At 64.1% G+C, this 17,988-nt stretch carries 17 protein-coding genes; 7 read left to right on the top strand and 10 right to left on the bottom strand.

Translation table 11 applies throughout. The features are described 5' to 3' along the window. Window positions 1-37: 37 nt before the first annotated feature. From F3J45_RS20865 to F3J45_RS20850, 4 genes are all read right to left on the bottom strand, one after another. A complete protein-coding gene (locus F3J45_RS20865) occupies window positions 38-406 on the bottom strand; it encodes a hypothetical protein (protein WP_167067197.1) in 369 nt (122 codons plus the stop codon). A gap of 100 nt (window positions 407-506) precedes the next feature. Beyond that, window positions 507-965 (bottom strand): phosphohistidine phosphatase SixA, encoded by a 459-nt coding sequence (sixA, locus tag F3J45_RS20860; protein ID WP_167067194.1) that lies wholly within the window; start codon window positions 963-965, stop codon window positions 507-509. Next, entirely contained in the window at window positions 962-1,309 is a 348-nt protein-coding gene (locus F3J45_RS20855; protein WP_167067191.1) for a DUF4389 domain-containing protein, read from the bottom strand. The genes sixA and F3J45_RS20855 overlap by 4 nt, the downstream gene beginning before the upstream one ends. Before the next feature lie 23 nt (window positions 1,310-1,332). Beyond that, the gene (locus tag F3J45_RS20850) at window positions 1,333-2,358 is read right to left on the bottom strand and encodes an NAD(P)H-dependent glycerol-3-phosphate dehydrogenase (RefSeq protein ID WP_167067188.1); all 1,026 of its coding nucleotides are present in this window, start codon (window positions 2,356-2,358) and stop codon (window positions 1,333-1,335) included. Between the two features lie 423 nt (window positions 2,359-2,781). Between F3J45_RS20850 and F3J45_RS20845 the strand changes: the two genes are divergently transcribed. The 6 genes from F3J45_RS20845 to F3J45_RS20820 all read left to right on the top strand — a co-directional run bounded on the left by F3J45_RS20845 (window position 2,782) and on the right by F3J45_RS20820 (window position 10,711). Next, window positions 2,782-4,929: a TonB-dependent siderophore receptor gene (locus tag F3J45_RS20845; protein WP_205300621.1), complete on the top strand. Its 2,148-nt coding sequence runs from the start codon at window positions 2,782-2,784 to the stop codon at window positions 4,927-4,929. Continuing rightward, entirely contained in the window at window positions 4,929-5,819 is an 891-nt protein-coding gene (locus F3J45_RS20840; protein ID WP_167067185.1) for an ABC transporter substrate-binding protein, read from the top strand. The genes F3J45_RS20845 and F3J45_RS20840 overlap by 1 nt, the downstream gene beginning before the upstream one ends. Further along, a complete protein-coding gene (locus tag F3J45_RS20835; protein ID WP_167067182.1) occupies window positions 5,816-7,747 on the top strand; it encodes an ATP-binding protein in 1,932 nt (643 codons plus the stop codon). The genes F3J45_RS20840 and F3J45_RS20835 overlap by 4 nt, the downstream gene beginning before the upstream one ends. A gap of 202 nt (window positions 7,748-7,949) precedes the next feature. After that, window positions 7,950-8,465, top strand: coding sequence for a 3-hydroxyacyl-[acyl-carrier-protein] dehydratase FabA (fabA, locus tag F3J45_RS20830; RefSeq protein ID WP_054899906.1), 516 nt, complete (start codon window positions 7,950-7,952; stop codon window positions 8,463-8,465). Between the two features lie 11 nt (window positions 8,466-8,476). Further along, the gene (fabB, locus tag F3J45_RS20825) at window positions 8,477-9,694 is read left to right on the top strand and encodes a beta-ketoacyl-ACP synthase I (protein ID WP_167067179.1); all 1,218 of its coding nucleotides are present in this window, start codon (window positions 8,477-8,479) and stop codon (window positions 9,692-9,694) included. A 153-nt stretch (window positions 9,695-9,847) separates the two neighbouring features. Continuing rightward, on the top strand, window positions 9,848-10,711 hold the full coding sequence (locus F3J45_RS20820; RefSeq protein WP_167067177.1) for a pirin family protein: 864 nt from the start codon (window positions 9,848-9,850) through the stop codon (window positions 10,709-10,711). 81 nt (window positions 10,712-10,792) lie between these two features. Here F3J45_RS20820 and F3J45_RS20815 read toward each other — a convergent pair whose 3' ends face one another. The 4 genes from F3J45_RS20815 to F3J45_RS20800 all read right to left on the bottom strand — a co-directional run bounded on the left by F3J45_RS20815 (window position 10,793) and on the right by F3J45_RS20800 (window position 14,530). Then, on the bottom strand, window positions 10,793-11,518 hold the full coding sequence (locus F3J45_RS20815; RefSeq protein WP_167067174.1) for a dienelactone hydrolase family protein: 726 nt from the start codon (window positions 11,516-11,518) through the stop codon (window positions 10,793-10,795). A gap of 79 nt (window positions 11,519-11,597) precedes the next feature. Next, window positions 11,598-13,505 (bottom strand): molecular chaperone HtpG, encoded by a 1,908-nt coding sequence (htpG, locus tag F3J45_RS20810; RefSeq protein ID WP_167067171.1) that lies wholly within the window; start codon window positions 13,503-13,505, stop codon window positions 11,598-11,600. 69 nt (window positions 13,506-13,574) lie between these two features. Then, a complete protein-coding gene (locus F3J45_RS20805) occupies window positions 13,575-14,057 on the bottom strand; it encodes a PaaI family thioesterase (protein WP_167067168.1) in 483 nt (160 codons plus the stop codon). After that, window positions 14,054-14,530: a PaaI family thioesterase gene (locus F3J45_RS20800; protein ID WP_167067165.1), complete on the bottom strand. Its 477-nt coding sequence runs from the start codon at window positions 14,528-14,530 to the stop codon at window positions 14,054-14,056. The genes F3J45_RS20805 and F3J45_RS20800 overlap by 4 nt, the downstream gene beginning before the upstream one ends. Window positions 14,531-14,684: 154 nt before the next feature. Here F3J45_RS20800 and F3J45_RS20795 point away from each other — a divergent pair, with 154 nt between their 5' ends. Then, on the top strand, window positions 14,685-14,969 hold the full coding sequence (locus tag F3J45_RS20795) for a hypothetical protein (protein ID WP_167067162.1): 285 nt from the start codon (window positions 14,685-14,687) through the stop codon (window positions 14,967-14,969). Window positions 14,970-15,037: 68 nt separating this feature from the next. Here the strand turns inward: F3J45_RS20795 and F3J45_RS20790 are convergent, their stop codons facing one another. Together F3J45_RS20790 and brnQ are read right to left on the bottom strand one after the other, a co-directional pair. Then, window positions 15,038-15,787: a DUF599 domain-containing protein gene (locus F3J45_RS20790; protein WP_167067159.1), complete on the bottom strand. Its 750-nt coding sequence runs from the start codon at window positions 15,785-15,787 to the stop codon at window positions 15,038-15,040. Window positions 15,788-16,053: 266 nt separating this feature from the next. After that, on the bottom strand, window positions 16,054-17,367 hold the full coding sequence (brnQ, locus tag F3J45_RS20785; protein ID WP_167067156.1) for a branched-chain amino acid transport system II carrier protein: 1,314 nt from the start codon (window positions 17,365-17,367) through the stop codon (window positions 16,054-16,056). Window positions 17,368-17,988: the final 621 nt, after the last annotated feature.

Below are 17,988 nucleotides of genomic sequence, written 5' to 3'. Positions count from 1 at the left end.
GCAATGTCTGGAAAGGTCATCGGCAACGGCGATCAGGTCATGCCTGGGCGTCGAAACTGCCCAGCGAGCGGCGCAGGCAGGCTTGCATGCAGGCCAGTTGCCCTTCCAGGGCCTCACGGGCCAGGCGCTGGTCTTGCGGGGGCAGTTGCAGGCGGCGCAGGGTCAGGCAGCTGGCTTGCAGCAAGTGGGCGAGCTGCTGGCAGGCTTCCTGCAACGTCTGCAGGTCGTGGGCGGCCTGCGCGGCGGGCTCGCCCTGCAACCTGCCCAGCAATTGGTAGAGCTTGGCGTCCGCCCCTTCGCGCAGCAGGCTGTATTGGGCAAAGTCCAGGGCAATACCGTTGTGGACCTTGTCCATCGTCGGTTGCAGGTCCATCGAGCCCACCAATTCCAAGCGTCGCCCAAACATTCATCGCACCTCGGCCCAGTCATGTACCTGTCATGTGGGGCCAAGGCTAGCAATGGATCCAAAGCCCCGGCAACTGACAAAAATGCCAGTTGCAATGGCCTCAGGGGGCGTGGTGGAGGTGGTTCAGGGTCATCAGCCCGGCCAGCGGCCAGTCACCCTCAAGCACGGCCAGGCTGGCGGTGCCCATGGGCGCCGCCTGCTGCACATGGCCATGTTCGAGCAGGCCCACCAGCGCCCCCACCAACGGCTGGTGGCTGACCAGCAACACATGCTCAAGGCCCAGGCGTTCGAGCTGCCCGAGCACCTGCTGCACATTGCTTTCCGGGGTCAGCCAGGGCACGGTGCGCACCGGCTCGGCGAAGCCCAGGGTGTCATGCACCAGGGCCGCCGTCTGCTGGGCGCGCACGAAGGGGCTGGCGTAGATCGCCTGCAACGGCTGGCCGAGCAGGTGTGCGGCGCTGTGCAGCACTTGCTCGCGGCCGTGGCCGGTCAGGCGCCGTTCGGCATCGGTATTGGCCCGCGGCTCGGCTTCACCATGGCGCAGCACCCACAGCTTCACAGCTTCGGCTCCTCGTCACGCACTGGGTGCGGCGCCGGGGCCACGGCATGGGGCGCCTCGCCTTCCGGGGCACGCGGGGTTGGCCAGTCGGCGAACGGCCAGGGTTTCTGGTCGGTGTGGAAGCTGCCGAAGCGGCCGATCTGTGCCAGGTACTGGCTCAGGCTGTCGCCAAAGTTCATCAGGCTGGCGCTGGGCGCAGCGTAGATCAGGCGGTAGACCAGTTGCACCAGCACCAGGCCACCCAGCAGCAGCTCGGCCAGCTGCCAGACCACCAGGAACACCAGCATCCACAGCACCCGCAGGATGATCGACTCGCGCTGGGCGCGCTCTGGGGTATCGTTCATGTTTCGCTCCTTGCTCGGGGCTTTCAGTTGAAGCCGCTGATGGAAATGAAGTCGACGTCGGTCTTGGGTTCGGCGCGCATCAGGTGCTCGATCACCTGGTTCAACGTGCGGCCTTCGAACAGGATGGCGTGCAGGCCCGCCACCAGCGGCATGTACACCTGCACCTCCTGGGCCTTGGCCTTGAGCACCTTGAGGGTATTGACCCCTTCGGCCACTTCGCCCAGGCGGCTGACGGCCTCTTCCAGGGTCAGGCCCTGGCCGAGGGCATGGCCCACCTGGTAGTTGCGGCTCTTGGGCGAGGAGCAGGTGACGATCAGGTCACCGACCCCGGCCAGGCCCAGGAAGGTCATGGGGTTGGCGCCCTGGCTCACGGCGAAGCGGGTCATCTCGGCCAGGGCGCGGGTAATCAGCATGCTCTTGGTGTTCTCACCCATGCCCAGGGCAACGGCCATGCCGGCGATGATGGCATAGACGTTTTTCAGCGCCCCGCCCAGCTCGACGCCAAAGCGGTCGGCACTGGCATAGACGCGGAAGGTGCGGCCATGCAACACGGCCTGCACGCGCTGGCACAGGGCCTCGTCTTCGCTGGCGACCACGGTGGCGGTCAGCGCATGCTCGGCGATCTCACGGGCCAGGTTGGGGCCGGACAGCACGCCGATGCGTGCGTGGGGGGCGATTTCTTCAAGGATCTGGCTCATCAGCTTGAAGCTCTGCGCCTCGATGCCCTTGGTCAGGCTGACCAGGCACTTGCCGCTGAGCAGGTCGGCGTGGGGCGCCAGCACGCTGCGCAGGGCACTGGAGGGCAAGGCGACGAAAATCAGGTCGCTCGCTTGCAGGGTGGCCAGCAGGTCGTTGACCGGCTCGACACCGTCCAGCAGGCGGATACCCTTGAGGTAGCGCGGGTTCTCGCGGTTGACGCGCATCGCCTCGGCTTGTTCGGGGTCGCGCATCCATTGGCGCACTGGCACGCCGTTCTCGGCCAGCAGGTTCGCCACGGCGGTGCCGAAGCTGCCGCCTCCCAGAACTGCAACAGGTTGCTGTTCAGTCATAATCGATCCGTTAAAGCCATTAGTGAAGTGGCGACCCGTTCATTATACGGGTCGTCTGCTACAGAGCCAGTGTCGGGGTGGTTGCAAGGGTTTGCCTTGGGATTGGCGGTGCCTGGGAGATCGAGCGCCGCCCGCGCGGCGCATCGCGAGCTGCGCTCGCTCCTACGTTTGTTTCGGGCTAGTAACGCCTGTGGCAGGCGCGCGCGGCCGTCGCGCCATGCGCCAGGGCGCTCGCGCGCAAATCCCCCAGGACTCACTGGCCCGAAACAAACGTAGGAGCGAGCGCAGCTCGCGAAGCGCCGCGCGGGCGGCGCTCGATATACGCCCCACTGCAAATCCCAAGGCAGGCCCCCCCAACCCAATCACCATTCCAAGCCGCAAAACCGCCGCAGATCACTGGCAAAACCCCCACGGTCAGTTACCATGCCTGTTTCAAACCTGAGACAAGGCTGTCCTGTGTTCCCTGGCTCGCCCCCTTACCCTCGCCTGCTGCTGCTGACCGCCCTGCTCGGTGGCTCGGCCGTGGCCGATGACTTGTTCATCGACAACACCGACCTGCCGCAGGTTCTGACCGCCACGCGCCTGAAACAATCCCCGGCGGCGGTTCCCGGCAGCATGACCGTGCTCGACAGCGAGCTGATTCGCGCCAGCGGTGCCCGTGACATCCCTGAGCTGCTGCGCCTGGTGCCGGGCATGATGATCGGCTACGGCGCCGGCAACCAGCCAACCGTCAACTACCATGGCAGCAACGTCAACGACGCCCGGCGCATGCAGGTACTGATCGACGGCCGCTCGGTGTACCGCGCAGGCCTGGCCACGGTGGACTGGAGCGACATCCCGGTGGCCATCGAGGACATCGAGCGCATCGAGGTGTTCCGCGGCCCCAACACCGTCAGCTACGGCGCCAACGCGCTGATGGCGGTGGTCAACATCCTCACCCGCAACCCGGCCGACAGCCACGGCACGCGCATGAAGCTGACCCGCGGCCAGGACGGCATCAACGATTACTACCTCAGCCACGGCTTCGGCTGGGAAGGTGGCGACCTGCGCCTGTCGGTGTCAGGCCAGCAGGACGATGGTTTCGACAAGAACCAGCTCGGCCAGGACTACCGCGACAGCCGCCGCCTGAACCGCTTCAACCTCAGCGTCAGCCACACCCTGGCGCCAGACCAGACCCTGGAATGGCAACTGGCGGCCAAGGAAGGCAGCAACCAGCGCCCCTACACCTACCAGGCAGTGTTCCCCTTCGTCACCCAACGGGGCGACAACGCCGACGTCGACGCCAAGGACTACGCCGGGTCGGTGCGCTGGAGCATCGACTTCAACCCTGAGCACAGCCTGTACGTGCAAGGTTCGGCGCAGCACTTCGACCGCCAGCAAGTGTGGCGCGCCTGTGACGCGGCGCTGTCGTTCAGCCCCGAGCTGACCCGCCTGTGGCAAATGAACCCGGATTACGCCGAAAAAGTCGCCCGCGGGGCCAACAACCCGCCCAGCAGCAGCAACCCCGAGGAACAGGCGCTGGTCGATGCGATCAAGAACCAGTGGAACAACCTGGGTGGCAGCAACGTGGTCTGCGGCGATGTCGACCAAAGCACCCGGGAATCGCGCTACGACCTGGAAATCCAGGACACCCTGAGCCTCACCGACAGCCTGCGCCTGCTCAGCGGCATGAACTACCGCTATGATCGGGCCAATTCGCAAACCTATTTCAACGGCAGCATCGACGACCAGACCTGGCGCCTGTTCAGCCAGCTGGAGTGGCGGGCCGACGAGCACTGGATCGTCCAGGGCGGGGCGATGTTCGAGAACTCGCAGCTGTCGGGCAGCTCGCTGACCCCGCGCATGGCGGTGAACTACCTGATTACCCCGCGCCACGGCCTGCGCGCGGTGTACTCCGAGGCGGTGCGTTCGCCCGACATGTTCGAGAACAACGTCAACTGGAGCTACACCGTTCGCAACCTGACCCCAACCGCGTTCGGCCAGAACAACGCCCAGTATTTCGTCAAGACCCGCGGCCCAGGCAACCTCGACCAGGAGCGCATGCGCTCGCGCGAGCTTGGCTACAACGGCTATTTCAGCGATATCGACCTGAGCATGGATGTGAAGCTGTTCTACGACGAGATCACGGGAATGATCAGCGAGCCGCTGAAGAACAACCAGTACATCGCCAGCAATGCCAACAAGGCCCGCTTCAGCGGCAGCGAAGCGCAGTTCGACTGGCGCGCGAGCCAGCGCGACCGCCTGCGCCTGACCTACGCCTACGTCGATGCCTGGGCCAGCAACCCCGCCGACCGCCGCCTCAGCGCCCGCAACAGCGGCTCGGCCGGGTGGATGCGCGAGTGGGGCGAGGGCTGGTCGAGCGCGCTGTTCTACTACGGCGACGATGCCCTCAACCAGTACCGATACGAGCGTGTCGACCTGCGCGTGGCCAAGCGCTTTCGTATCCAGGGCAGCACCCTGGAGCTGGCGGCGCTGTGGCAGCAACGCCTGGACGACCAGCCCACCACGGTCGAGCAGAACCTCTACGACAGCCGTCATCGCCTGAGCGTGAGTGCGGAGCTGGAGTTCTGATGGCCCGTCTGCTGCGCCTGTTGCTGTTCTGCCTGCTGCCGTTGGGTTCGCTGTCTGCCAGTGAAATCCTGCTGGTCGGTGGCGAAGACCAGCCAGGCATCCGCAGCTTCGTCGCCGCCCTTGAAAGCCGCCGCAGCCACGACCAGGTGCGCTTCCAGACGGTCGACAGCCTGCCCCATCCCGGCCAGCTCAAGGCCGACCTGCGCCTGGTGCTGCTCGACAGCACGGCGCTGGACTGGCGCCTGCACGAAACGGCCGGCCCACCTGCGCTGGCCATGCGCATCAGCCGGGTGCAGGCCGAGCAGCGCCTGGGAAAGTCACGCCCCGGCTACCTGACCTTGCTATGGAGCGACCCGCCGCTGGCCCGCCAGCTGCGCCTGGCCCGCTACCTGCTGCCGCAGGCCCAGCGCATCGGCGTGCTGTATGGCGAGCACAGCCACTTCCTGCTGGATGAACTGCGCCAGGCAGCGCGCCCACTGGGCCTGGAAATCGTCGCCCAGGACTGGCCCGACCAGCGCGACAGCCGCCCGCTGCAGCACCTGCTGGCCAGCAGTGACGTGCTGCTGGGCATCGATGACCCCGACCTGTTCAACTCCAATACGGCGAAGAACGTACTGCTCAGCAGCTACGGCCGGCAAATGGCGCTGATTGGCCCCAATGCCGGCTTCGTCCGCGCCGGCGCCCTGGCCAGCACCTTCAGCGACCAAGGCGACTGGCTGGCGGTGCTCGACCAGTTGCTCGACCAGCCGCCGGCACGCTGGCCGCGCAGCTTGTACCCTGCACGCTATGGCGTCAGCGGCAACCAGCAGGTGGCGCGCGCCCTGGGGCTCGAACCCATCGATCCGAACGCCACTGCCAAGGCCCTGGCCGAAGGAGAACCCACCCCATGAGCAAACGCCTGAGCTGGGATATCCACACCCGTACCCAGATCATCAGCCTGGGCCCGGCGCTGCTGCTGACCTTGCTGTTGATCAGCTTCTTTACCTTCGTGCGCATCCAGGACTTGCGCCAGGAGCTCAACCACACCGGGCAACTGATCGCCAACCAGCTGGCGCCGGCCTCCGAGTACGGCGTCATATCCGGTAACAATGAAGTGCTCGAAGGCCTGATGCGCGCCACCCTGAGCATCCCCCACGTGCGTTTCCTGGAAGTGCAGGACAGCCGCAACCATATCCTGGTCTATGTCGAGCAGTCCGATGAAAGCAGCAACCGCGCCCAGCAGGTGGAAGTGTTCCAGGCGCCCATCCGCCTGCAGCAAATCCGCCTGGACAACGACTTCCTGCAGCAAGGCAGGCCAACCACACCGGCCATCGGCGACGATTACCTGGGCCGGGTGATCGTGGGCATGTCCGACGATGCCTTCAGCCAGCGCCAGCAGGAAATCGTCATCAAGGCCGCGATCCTGGCGCTGTTCGCCCTGCTGTTCACCTTCCTGCTCGCGCGCCGCCTGGCCATGAGCCTGGCCAAGCCGATCAGCGACATGGGCCACGCGGTCAAGGCCATCCAGGAGGGCGAATACAACGCCCCGCTGCCGGTGGTCGACGACAGCGAGCTGGGCCACCTGGCACGCCACATCAACAACCTCGCCGCCGCCCTCGACCAGGCCAGCGCCGAACAGAAGCAAGCCATCGCCGAGCTGATCCAAGCCCGTGAGGAAGCCGAGCAGGCCAACGGTGCGAAGTCGGAATTCCTGGCGATGATGAGCCACGAGCTGCGCACGCCCATGAACGGTGTGCTGGGCATGCTGCAACTGCTGGAAACCACCCAGCTGACCAGCGAGCAGGCCGACTACACGGCCGTGGCCAGCGAGTCCACCGGGCACCTGTTGAAGGTAATCAACGACATCCTCGACTTCTCGCGCATCGAACGCACCACCCTGCAACTGGAGCACATCGACTTCAACCTCGGCGAGCTGATCGCCAGCAGCGTGCAGTCGTTCCAGCACAGCGCCCAGCAACGCGGCCTGGAGTTGCACCTGCAACTGCCCGGCGGCGACACGCCAACCCTGGTCACCGGCGACCCGACGCGGATCCGCCAGATCCTGCTGAACCTGGTGGGCAACGCGCTGAAGTTCACCGAACGCGGCCAGGTGCAGGTGGAGGCCCGCTGGCAGCTGCTCGACCGCGGCATGCTGTGGCTTTCCTGCAGCGTGCGCGACACCGGCATCGGCATCGACAGCGAGCGCCTGGAAATGATGTTCGTGGCTTTCCAGCAGGCCGACAGCTCGATTTCCCGGCGCTACGGCGGCACCGGCCTGGGCCTGTCGATCGCGCGCACCCTGGCCGAACGCATGGGCGGCAAGCTGCGCGGCGAGAGCCGCGAAGGCCTGGGCTCGACCTTCACCCTGGAAATGCCGCTGCCCTTGGCCAGCAACGCACCGGACGAGCTGCCTGGCACGCCACCGGCCAGCGTAGCGGTCGATGCCGGCACGCGGATCCTGCTGGTGGAGGACAATCCGGTCAATCAAAGCGTCATCGAAGCCATGCTGCGCAGCCTGGGGCTTGAGGTCAGCGTCGCCCATGACGGCCTGCAGGCCGTGGAACACGCAGGTTCGCAGCGCTTCGCCGCGGTGCTGATGGACTGCCGCCTGCCGCAGATCGACGGCTACGAGGCCACCCGGCGCATCCGCCAGCTACCCGGTGGCGGGCAATTGCCGATCATCGCCCTGACCGCCAACGCCCTGCAGGGCGACCGCGAGCGCTGCATGGCCGCGGGCATGAACGATTACCTGAGCAAACCGTTCCGGCGCACCGAGCTGCAGCGGGTGTTGCAACGATGGTTACCCGGCCAGACAGCCGCGACTGGCGATAAATGCTAAAGTGCGGCAGTCTTAAAGACTGGACAGGACCCTCGTCGGCCCTGAAAATAGACGTTTCAGTGCACACCTGTACTTCTTTTGCCAGGTGCACTGTGACTTTCACCACAACGCAATAGTCTACCTGTAGGCTGCCGCCCTGGACTCATCTCGGGCCGGACGGGAAGATTCATCCCCTGCCACAGGGGGTTATTGAGGAGCTCGCATGACCAAACAACACGCCTTTACTCGGGAAGACCTGCTGCGCTGCAGTCGCGGTGAGCTGTTCGGCCCAGGTAATGCGCAACTGCCCGCGCCGAACATGCTGATGGTCGATCGCATCACCCACATCAGCGAAGAAGGCGGCAAGTACGGCAAAGGTGAATTGGTCGCCGAGCTGGATATCACCCCGGACCTGTGGTTCTTCGCCTGCCATTTCGAAGGCGACCCGGTCATGCCAGGCTGCCTGGGCCTCGACGCCATGTGGCAGCTGGTCGGTTTCTTCCTCGGCTGGCAGGGCCTGCCAGGCCGTGGCCGCGCGCTGGGCTCGGGCGAAGTGAAGTTCTTCGGCCAGGTACTGCCTACCGCCAAGACCGTCACCTACAACATTCACATCAAGCGCGTCCTGAAGGGCAAGCTGAACATGGCCATCGCCGATGGCTCGGTCAGCGTCGACGGCCGCGAGATCTACACCGCCGAAGGCCTGCGGGTCGGCGTGTTCACCTCCACTGACAATTTCTAAGGGTTATTCGCATGCGCCGCGTCGTTATCACTGGTCTGGGCATCGTATCGTGCCTGGGCAATGACAAAGCTACCGTCACCGAAAACCTGCGCAACAGCCGTCCGGGTATCCGCTACAACCCGGAATACAAGGAAATGGGGCTGCGTAGCCAGGTTTCCGGGTCCATCGACCTCAACCTCGAAGAATTGATCGACCGCAAGGTCTACCGCTTCGTCGGCCACGCCGCTGCCTACGCCTACCTGGCGATGCAGGACGCGATCAAGGATTCCGGCCTGACCGAAGAGCAGATCTCCAACCCGCGTACCGGCCTGGTGGCAGGTTCCGGCGGCGCCTCGACCCTGAACCAGATGGAAGCGCTGGACACCCTGCGCGAGAAAGGCGTCAAGCGCGTTGGCCCGTACCGCGTCACCCGCACCATGGGCAGCACCGTGTCGGCTTGCCTGGCCACGCCGTTCAAGATCAAGGGTATCAACTACTCGATCTCGTCGGCCTGCGCCACTTCCGCGCACTGCATCGGCACCGCCCTGGAGCAGATCCAGTGGGGCAAGCAGGACATCGTCTTCGCCGGTGGCGGTGAAGAAGAGCACTGGAGCCAGTCGTTCCTGTTCGATGCCATGGGCGCCCTGTCGACCAAGCGCAACGAAACCCCGGAACTGGCCTCGCGTGCCTACGACGCCGACCGTGACGGCTTCGTGATCGCTGGCGGCGGCGGCATGGTAGTGGTCGAGGAACTCGAACACGCCCTGGCCCGTGGCGCGAAGATCTACGCCGAAATCGTCGGCTACGGCGCCACCTCCGACGGCTACGACATGGTCGCCCCGAGCGGCGAAGGCGCCATCCGCTGCATGCAGCAGGCGCTGTCCACCGTCGACACCCCGATCGACTACCTCAACACCCACGGCACCTCGACGCCGGTGGGCGACGTAGCCGAGATGAAGGGCGTGCGCGAAGTGTTCGGCGCCAAGGCACCGAAGATCAGCTCGACCAAGAGCCTGTCGGGCCACTCGCTGGGCGCCGCGGGCGTGCACGAGGCGATCTACTGCCTGCTGATGATGGAAAACAACTTCATCGCCGGCTCCGCCAACATCGACGAGCTGGACCCGGAAGTTGCGGACCTGCCGATCGTGCGCAAGACCGAAGACGCCAAGCTCACCACCGTGATGAGCAACAGCTTCGGCTTCGGCGGCACCAACGCCACCCTGGTGCTCAAGCGCTGGGAAGGCAAGTAAGGCGCTGATGCGGTAACTGAAAACGCCCCGACTGGTTCGGGGCGTTTTTATTGGTGGCGGCGCGCTTGCGGGCAATGTTCCCTGCGCCACGGTTCAGCAATGCCTGGCGACGCGCTATGCTGTTTGCCTACCCTGCCCTGCCCGGAGCCCACCATGAGCAGCACCCTGGTCATCCGCCCACGCGCCGAATCGGTGGAGGGGCAGCCGATCTTGCGCCCGCTGCCCTCGGCGCAGTGCCGCAGCGTTGGCCCGTTCGTGTTCTTCGACCATATGCTGGAAACCGACTACGCCCCGGGCCATGGCATGGACATCCGCCAACACCCGCATATCGGGCTGTCGACCCTGACCTACCTGTTCGAAGGGGCGATCTTGCACAAGGACAGCCTGGGCTCGGAGCAGCGCGTGCTGCCTGGGGACGTGAGCTGGATGACCGCCGGGCGAGGTGTGGCGCACGTCGAGCGCACCCCCGCCGACGCCCTGGCCCACGGTTCGCGCTTGCATGGGCTACAGGTGTGGCTGGCGTCGCCGCAGGCACTGGAACAGGGTGAGCCGCACTACAGCCATCATCCGGCAGCGAGCTTGCCGGTCAGCGACAGCCTGGGGGTGCGGATCTGCATGATTGCCGGCACCGGCTTCTGCCTGCAGTCACCGGTGCCGGTGCTCTCCCCTACCCTGTATGCGCAGGTGCAGATGCAGGCAGCAACCACCCTGGTGGTGCCGGCCGAACATGCACAGCGGGCGCTGTACCTGCTCGATGGTGAATTGCTGATGGGCGATGAGCCCGTCGAGGCGTGCAGCCTGGTGGTGCTGCCTGAGGGCGAGGACGTGACGCTGTATGCCGAAGAACAGAGCCAGCTGGTGCTGATTGGCGGGGCGCCACTGGATGGGCCGCGGCGGATGAACTGGAATTTCGTGGCCAGCGACCCGCAGCTGATCGAGCGGGCGCGGGTACGGTGGGCGGCGGGGGATTGGCCTCGGGTGCCGGGGGAAACGGCGAGGATCGAGTTGCCTCGCTGAGCGTGGGGCCGCATTGCGGCCCATCGCGGGGCAAGCCCGCTCCTACACAGCGAATGGGCCGCAAAGCGGCCCCGTGCGATCTCAACGCGGGAACACGTCGCTCAGCAGGTTATGCATGGCCCGGAATGCCCGCTCCGAGGTGCGGCGGTCATACTGCATCTTGCCCGGCACATTGGCATGCGGGTCGGTGAACGAATGCACCGCGCCACCGTAGCTCACCAACTGCCAGTCCACCTTGGCCGCGTTCATCTCAGCTTCAAACGCCGGCAATTGCTCCTGGGGCACCAACGGGTCCGAGGCGCCGTGCAGTACCAGCACAGAGCCCTTGATGCGCTTGGCATCCTCAGGGTTCGGCGTATCCAGCGTGCCGTGGAACGACACCGCAGCCTTCAGGTCGGCGCCGGTACGCGCCAACTCCAGGGCGCAGCAGCCACCGAAGCAGAAACCGAACGCCGCCACCTGGCCAGGCTCCAGCAGCGCCTTGGACTGGCCCAGCAGCTGCGACAGGGCTTCCTGCATGCGCTTGCGCAGTTCGCCGCGGTCGTTTTTCAACGGCATCATCGCCGCCCCGGCTTCTTCGGCGCTGGACGGCCGCACCGATTGCCCGTACAGGTCGGCAATCAGCACCACATAACCCTTCTCGGCCACTTCCTTGGCGATGCGCTCGGCGCCTTCGCCAATGCCCATCCAGTTCGGTGCCATCACCAGCCCCGGGCGGCTCAGCGCGCCGGGCTCGTATACCAGGCGGCTTTCATAGGTCTTGCCGGACAGGTGGTAGACCAGCGATTCGACGATTACTTTGCTCATCAAGCACTCCTTAGGCACTTTTTCTTAAAAAGCCCGCCATGAAAAAAGCCCGCCGAAGCGGGCTTTCCTTTGCATCAACTCAAGCAGACAGCTCGACCAGCAGCTTGTTCAGGCGACGAACGTAGGCAGCAGGGTCTTTCAGGCTGTCACCGGCCGCCAGTGCGGCCTGATCGAAGAGAATGTGCGACAGCTCGGCGAAGCGGTCTTCGCTCTGCTCGTGGTCCAGCTTCTCGATCAGCGGGTGAGTCGGGTTGAATTCGAAGATCGGCTTGGAGTCCGGCACCTTCTGCCCGCTGGCTTCGAGGATCTGGCGCATCTGCAGGCCCAGGTCCTGTTCGCCGATGGCGAGGATGGCCGGCGAGTCGGTCAGGCGGTGCGACACGCGCACTTCGGCAACGCTGTCACCCAGCGCCGCTTTCAGGCGCTCGACCAGGCCTTCCTTGTCCTTGGCGACTTCTTCCTGGGCTTTCTTGTCCTCTTCGGAGTCCAGCTTGCCCAGGTCCAGGTCGCCACGGGCGACGTCGACGAAGGCCTTGCCATCGAACTCGTTGAGGTAGCTCATCAGCCACTCGTCGATGCGGTCGGTCAGCAGCAGCACCTCGATGCCTTTCTTGCGGAAGACTTCCAGGTGCGGGCTGTTCTTGACCTGCGCGTACGACTCGCCGGTGAGGTAGTAGATCTTGTCCTGGCCTTCCTTGGCGCGGGCCAGGTAGTCGGCCAGGGCGACGCTCTGCTCGCCGCTGTCGTCCTGGGTGGAGGCGAAGCGCAGCAGGCCGGCGATCTTCTCCTTGTTGGCGAAATCTTCAGCCGGGCCTTCCTTCAGCACCTGGCCGAAGTTTTTCCAGAAGCCTTTGTATTGCTCAGGCTCGTTCTTCGCCAGCTTCTCCAGCATGTCCAGCACGCGCTTGGTCAGCGCGGTCTTCATCGAATCGATGATCGGGTCTTTCTGCAGAATTTCGCGAGACACGTTCAGCGACAGGTCGTTGGAGTCGACCACACCCTTGATGAAGCGCAGGTACAGCGGCAGGAACGACTCGGCCTGGTCCATGATGAACACGCGCTGCACATACAGCTTCAGGCCGCGTGGCGCTTCGCGCTGGTACAGGTCGAACGGCGCACGGGCCGGCACGTACAGCAGCGAGTTGTATTCCAGCTTGCCTTCGACCTTGTTGTGGCTCCACGCCAGCGGGTTCTCGAAGTCATGGCCGATGTGCTTGTAGAACTCCTGGTACTCCTCGTCCTTCACCTCGGAACGCGAGCGGGTCCACAGGGCGCTGGCACGGTTGACGGTTTCCCATTCCTGCGCCGGGGCTTCTTCACCCTCGGCGGCCTCGGCCTGTTCCTTGGGCAGTTCGATCGGCAGGGCGATGTGGTCGGAGTACTTCTTCACCACATTGCGCAGGCGCCAGCCATCGGCGAACTCCAGCTCGTCCTTTTTCAGGTGCAGGACGATGCGGGTGCCGCGCTGCGGCTTGTCGATCGTGGCGACTTCGAATTCGCCCTCGCCCTTGGACGACCAGTGCACGCCTTCGGCAGCCGGCTGGCCGGCGCGACGGCTGTAGACGTCGACCTTGTCGGCGACGATGAATGCCGAGTAGAAGCCCACGCCGAACTGGCCGATCAGGTGTGAGTCCTTCTTCTGGTCACCGGTGAGGTTCTTCATGAAGTCGGCGGTGCCGGACTTGGCGATGGTGCCCAGGTGGGCAATGACGTCTTCGCGGCTCATGCCGATGCCATTGTCCTCAAGGGTCACGGTACCGGCGTCCTTGTCGAAGCTCAGGCGGATCTTCAGGTCGGCATCGTCCTCGAACAGCTCTGGCTTGGCCAGGGCCTCGAAACGCAGCTTGTCGGCAGCGTCGGAGGCGTTGGAGACCAGCTCACGCAGGAAGATCTCCTTGTTCGAGTACAGCGAATGGATCATGAGGTGCAGCAGTTGCTTCACCTCGGTCTGGAAGCCCAGCGTTTCTTTTTGAGTCTCCACACTCATGGTCTTCAAAACTCCGATCTGATGGCAGTGGCGCCTGGCGGCCGACATGGCCTGCTTTAACGGCGGATGTCATGCAGATGGGGGCTGCCCAGACGATTTCAAGGGCTTTTGCGGCTCGATCTTGAAATGCGCACGGGCAGTGGCGATCGGCGCCTGGCGATCACCCTGCCAGGCGGTGATCGCCACGTTGGTCACGCGCCGGCCCTGGCGCCACAGCTGGCACTGGGCGTAGGTGTCGCGAACGTGCCCGGCGCGCAGGTAGTCGATGGAGAAATCGATGATCTTGGGGATGCTCATGCTTTCGCTGTAGATCAGCAGGTACAGCGCCGCCGAAAGCTCCATGAAACCCGCAATAACGCCGCCATGGATGGCCGGCAGCAACGGGTTGCCGATGTTGTCGGCGCTGGCCGGCAGGCGGAACAGCAGGTCGTCATCCTGGCGCTGGCACTCGATGCCGATCAGCCCGGCATAGGGGATCAGTGCCAGCAGGGGGCGGTAGTCGCCAGCTGCATGGGCGGCGCTCAGTTGCTGGCGAACGTCTTCAGGGATCATGCCTTGCCCTCCTTCAGGCTGTTGCCGAAACGAATGCCCCCCTGGATGTCGTGGCCCAGGCGCATGAAGGTGCCCACCACCTGGCAGATCGGCTGCCCGGGGTCGTCCTGGTAGGCGCTGCCGCGGGTGAAAATCACGTCGCGGGTCACCCGGTAGCACTGGGCATGGCCGAAGATGGGCTTGCCGGCCTCGGCCGGGTGCATGTAGTCGATGCGCAGGTCCAGGGTCGGGCACACTTCGAAGCGCGGCAGCACGCACAGGGTGGCCATGCCGCAGGTGGTGTCCATCAGCGTGGTCAGCGCGCCGCCGTGCACCGCGCCGGTTTGCGGGTTACCGACAATCGAGGGTGACCAGGGCAGCTCCAGGGTGATGCCTTGGGCATCGGCCTGGGCCACGCGCATCTGCAACACCTGGCAATGCTTCAACGCCCCCAGGAAACGTTCGGCCATGGCCTGCAAGTTCGAGTCGTTCATACACAGTTTCCCTGCTCACTGCCGAAACGGCATAAAACCCGTAAAAAGTCTATATAGAACGCGGTGTTATATATCTGTAACTGCCGTGGAACTTATCCGCCATGGCTGAACTCGAAGGAACAACTCAGTTATTCCACCAAGGAGAAACAACCCCATGCGTAAACCTTTTGCTTTTGCTCTGATGCTGGCTGCTGCCATGGGCCTGGCTGCTTGCGATAAAGCGAGCGAAGACAAAGCCCAGGACGCACAGAAACATGCCGAGCAAGCCCAGGAAAAGATGGGCGAAGCTCAGGATAAAATGAACGACGCCGCCAAGGAAAACGCCGAAGCCGCCAAAGATCAGGCCGAAGCCGAGCAGAAGGCAGCGGAAGAAGCCGCCCCGGCAACGCCGGCGCCGGAAACCGCGCCTGCTACCCCGGCCGAACCTGCCAAGCAGTAATAAGCCAATACAAAAAAACCCGACGCTTGTCGGGTTTTTTTGTGCCTGTGTTTTATCGATTAAACGTTTCAGTTACCTGCACTGGAACTTTCCCTAGGGACATCGGTCGGGGCACTTTCCGTGGGCGTGAATACCATCACGTCCAGCACATCGGAATGAAACTCACGGCGATAAAGAACCAACACCACGCCCACGCTCATCACCATGAATAACCAGGGGCTGATGAACCAGGTCAGCATGGCCATGCCGAAATAATACGAGCGCAGGCCAAAGTTGAACTGGTTGGCCGCCAGCGACAGCACCCGCGCTGCGCGCGAGGCGAATGCCTTGCGCTCCAGTTCATTGACCAGGCGTTCGCCGATCATCGGCGCCGAACCGACCAGCACGGCGGCGAAGTTGTACTGGCGCATGCACCAACTGAAGGTGAAGAAGGCGTAGACGAACACCATCGCCAGGCACAGCAGCTTGATTTCCGACATGCCCTGGGAGGCCTGCTGCACCAGGGGCAGGTCGGCCAGCAGCGACAGGGCGCGGTCCGAGGCGCCGAGCACGGTAAGGATGCCGGCCAGGATAATCAGGGTACTGGAGGCGAAGAACGAGGCGTTGCGTTCAAGGTTGCCGATCACGCTGGCGTCGGCGATGCGGTTGTCGCGCAGCAGCATGCGGCGCATCCAGTCTTCCCGGTACAGGTGCAGCACGCTGGCCAGGCACGCGGTGTCGCGGCCCTTCCAGATGGCATAACGGGTGTAGCCGCCCCAGCAAAGGGCGAACCAGCAGACGGCCAGGAGGTTGTGGAGGTTGCTTTGGATAAAGTTCATGCAGGGTTCCGCAGGGGCCAGGTGCACAAAGAATAGAGTCCGGGGTTCGACGCTGGCCAGTGGCAAAAGGCACAGGGTTTACTGTGAAAATTGCACAATTCGTGCAGGCCTCTTCGCTTGTAGGAGCGGGCTTGCCCCGCGAAGAGGCCCACACAGGCAATAAAAAACCCCGCATCCTCTCGGACACGGGGCTTTCGCGTTTCCACCCTTGGCGAGCACCCTTCGGCTTGTGGCCGGTGCCGCCCTCAGGCTTCAACATCATGCCATCAGGCTAACGCCTCACGCGGCTTGCCGAGCATGCGGTCGCATGCCACGGCGCCAACCAGCGTTACCACCGACGGCACCAGCCAGGCCAGGCCCTGGTCGCTCAGCGGCAGGTGGGCCATGAAGTCTGGCAGTACGTGGGCAATGCTGCTGCCCTTGATCGCGTCGACCATGCCGAACACCAGCGACACCAGCATCACCGGCGCCAGGATGCGGGTCGGCGAGTTCCACAGGTCCTTCACGAAGCTCAGGCCTACCACCACGATGCACGGCGGGTAGATGGCGGTGAGCACCGGAATCGAGAACATGATCAGCTTGGTCAGGCCCAGGTTGGAGATCAGCAGCGAGAAGCCGGCCAGAATCACCACCAGGGCGCGGTACGACAGCGGCAGGATCTGGCTGAAATACTCGGCGCAGGCGCAGGTCAGGCCCACCGCGGTCACCAGGCACGCCAGGGCGATCAGCACGGCGAGGAAGCCGCTGCCCAAGGAGCCGAAGGTGTGTTGCACGTAGGCGTGCAGCACGGCGGCGCCGTTGGTGGCGTTGGCTGCGATCTCGTGGCTGCCGGCACCCAGGCGGAACAGGCTGATGTACACCAGGGCCAGGCCTACACCGGCGATCAGGCCGGCGATGATGGCGTAGCGGGTAATCAACTTCGGCGACTCCACGCCGCGCGAGCGGATGGCGTTGACGATCACGATGCCGAACACCAGGGCACCCAGGGTGTCCATGGTCAGGTAGCCGTCGGAGAAGCCCTTGGAGAAGGCGGCGGCGGCATAGGCCGGCTGCGCTTCACCAATGGTTCCGGCCGGCAGCGCGAAGGCAGCGATGCCCAGCACCGCCAGGGCGATGATCTTCAGCGGCGCGAGGAAGCGGCCGACGGTGTCGAGCAGCTTGCCTGGGTACATGGACACAGCCAGTACCACGGCGAAATACACCAGGCTGTAGATGAACAGCGCAATCGGGCTTTCACCGGTCAGCGGCGCAACGCCCACTTCGAACGACACGGTTGCCGTACGCGGGGTGGCGAACAGCGGGCCGACCGACAGGTAGCACACAGCCGCCAGCAGGCCGCCGAAGAACTTGCCGATCGGGCTGCTCAGCGCGTCCATGCCGCCACCGACCTTGGCCAGAGCGACCACGGTGATGACCGGCAGGCCCACGGCGGTAACCAGGAAGCCCAGGGCCGCCATCCATACGTGCGGGCCAGACTGCAGGCCAACGATAGGCGGGAAGATAATGTTGCCGGCGCCTACGAAAAGCGCAAACGTCATAAAGCCAAGCGCCAGGATATCCTGGCCTTTGAGAACTTTCATTTAGGGTAGTACCACACTGCTGAAATCGGGATTCGAGAGGGGATTTCCCCATGGGTGAGGGAAATGCTGCCCGGCTTGATAGGCCAGACCCGTTTAGCGTGTCGTTCCCTTTTGGGGTACGGGCACAGAGTGAACGCGTAGATTAACCGTTTTACCCGGTAAACGCACTGGCACAGTGCTGCTTGTCCGATGTGCGTACATGTTTGTCGTCTGTATGACCGAAGACAGTAGGAATTATCCTCGGACTGAAACATTTGTCTGTGTGAAAATTCCTATTAAACCTATCGAAAAATCTTTGCTACCTCGACGACCCTCTTTGCGTAACCCAGATCCAAGGGGCGTGCGCCAACCTGGTAGGAGCGAGCGTAGCTCGCGATGGGGCGCGCAGCGGCCCAGGGGTTTCAGCTTCGCAGCACATGATGCCGGGGCTGCTCTGCAGCCCCATCGCGAGCTACGCTCGCTCCTACCAGGTGGGTTAATACCCGAATCCCTGAATCGAGTAGGAGGCGGGTTCGCACCCGCCGTCCTCTCACACCACCGTGCGTACGGTTCCGTACACGGCGGTTCAGGTTATACGGCTAAGCCGGTTGATCGTATCCAGTATTGAGACCAGTCCGAGTT

The sequence above is a fragment of the Pantoea sp. Ap-967 genome (assembly GCF_011752565.1).
In the GTDB taxonomy this organism is placed as follows: domain Bacteria; phylum Pseudomonadota; class Gammaproteobacteria; order Pseudomonadales; family Pseudomonadaceae; genus Aquipseudomonas.
This window is presented reverse-complemented; position numbering and strand designations above follow the sequence as displayed.

What these genes read in the sequence shown, in the direction of transcription:
- F3J45_RS20865 (WP_167067197.1), bottom strand. Translation starts at nt 406, where the DNA reads ATGTTTGGGCGACGCTTGGAATTGGTGGGCTCGATGGACCTGCAACCG.
- F3J45_RS20855 (WP_167067191.1), bottom strand. Translation starts at nt 1,309, where the DNA reads ATGAACGATACCCCAGAGCGCGCCCAGCGCGAGTCGATCATCCTGCGG.
- F3J45_RS20850 (WP_167067188.1), bottom strand. Translation starts at nt 2,358, where the DNA reads ATGACTGAACAGCAACCTGTTGCAGTTCTGGGAGGCGGCAGCTTCGGC.
- F3J45_RS20845 (WP_205300621.1), top strand. Translation starts at nt 2,782, where the DNA reads ATGCCTGTTTCAAACCTGAGACAAGGCTGTCCTGTGTTCCCTGGCTCG.
- F3J45_RS20840 (WP_167067185.1), top strand. Translation starts at nt 4,929, where the DNA reads ATGGCCCGTCTGCTGCGCCTGTTGCTGTTCTGCCTGCTGCCGTTGGGT.
- F3J45_RS20835 (WP_167067182.1), top strand. Translation starts at nt 5,816, where the DNA reads ATGAGCAAACGCCTGAGCTGGGATATCCACACCCGTACCCAGATCATC.
- fabA (WP_054899906.1), top strand. Translation starts at nt 7,950, where the DNA reads ATGACCAAACAACACGCCTTTACTCGGGAAGACCTGCTGCGCTGCAGT.
- fabB (WP_167067179.1), top strand. Translation starts at nt 8,477, where the DNA reads ATGCGCCGCGTCGTTATCACTGGTCTGGGCATCGTATCGTGCCTGGGC.
- F3J45_RS20820 (WP_167067177.1), top strand. Translation starts at nt 9,848, where the DNA reads ATGAGCAGCACCCTGGTCATCCGCCCACGCGCCGAATCGGTGGAGGGG.
- F3J45_RS20815 (WP_167067174.1), bottom strand. Translation starts at nt 11,518, where the DNA reads ATGAGCAAAGTAATCGTCGAATCGCTGGTCTACCACCTGTCCGGCAAG.
- htpG (WP_167067171.1), bottom strand. Translation starts at nt 13,505, where the DNA reads ATGAGTGTGGAGACTCAAAAAGAAACGCTGGGCTTCCAGACCGAGGTG.
- F3J45_RS20805 (WP_167067168.1), bottom strand. Translation starts at nt 14,057, where the DNA reads ATGATCCCTGAAGACGTTCGCCAGCAACTGAGCGCCGCCCATGCAGCT.
- F3J45_RS20800 (WP_167067165.1), bottom strand. Translation starts at nt 14,530, where the DNA reads ATGAACGACTCGAACTTGCAGGCCATGGCCGAACGTTTCCTGGGGGCG.
- F3J45_RS20795 (WP_167067162.1), top strand. Translation starts at nt 14,685, where the DNA reads ATGCGTAAACCTTTTGCTTTTGCTCTGATGCTGGCTGCTGCCATGGGC.
- F3J45_RS20790 (WP_167067159.1), bottom strand. Translation starts at nt 15,787, where the DNA reads ATGAACTTTATCCAAAGCAACCTCCACAACCTCCTGGCCGTCTGCTGG.
- brnQ (WP_167067156.1), bottom strand. Translation starts at nt 17,367, where the DNA reads ATGAAAGTTCTCAAAGGCCAGGATATCCTGGCGCTTGGCTTTATGACG.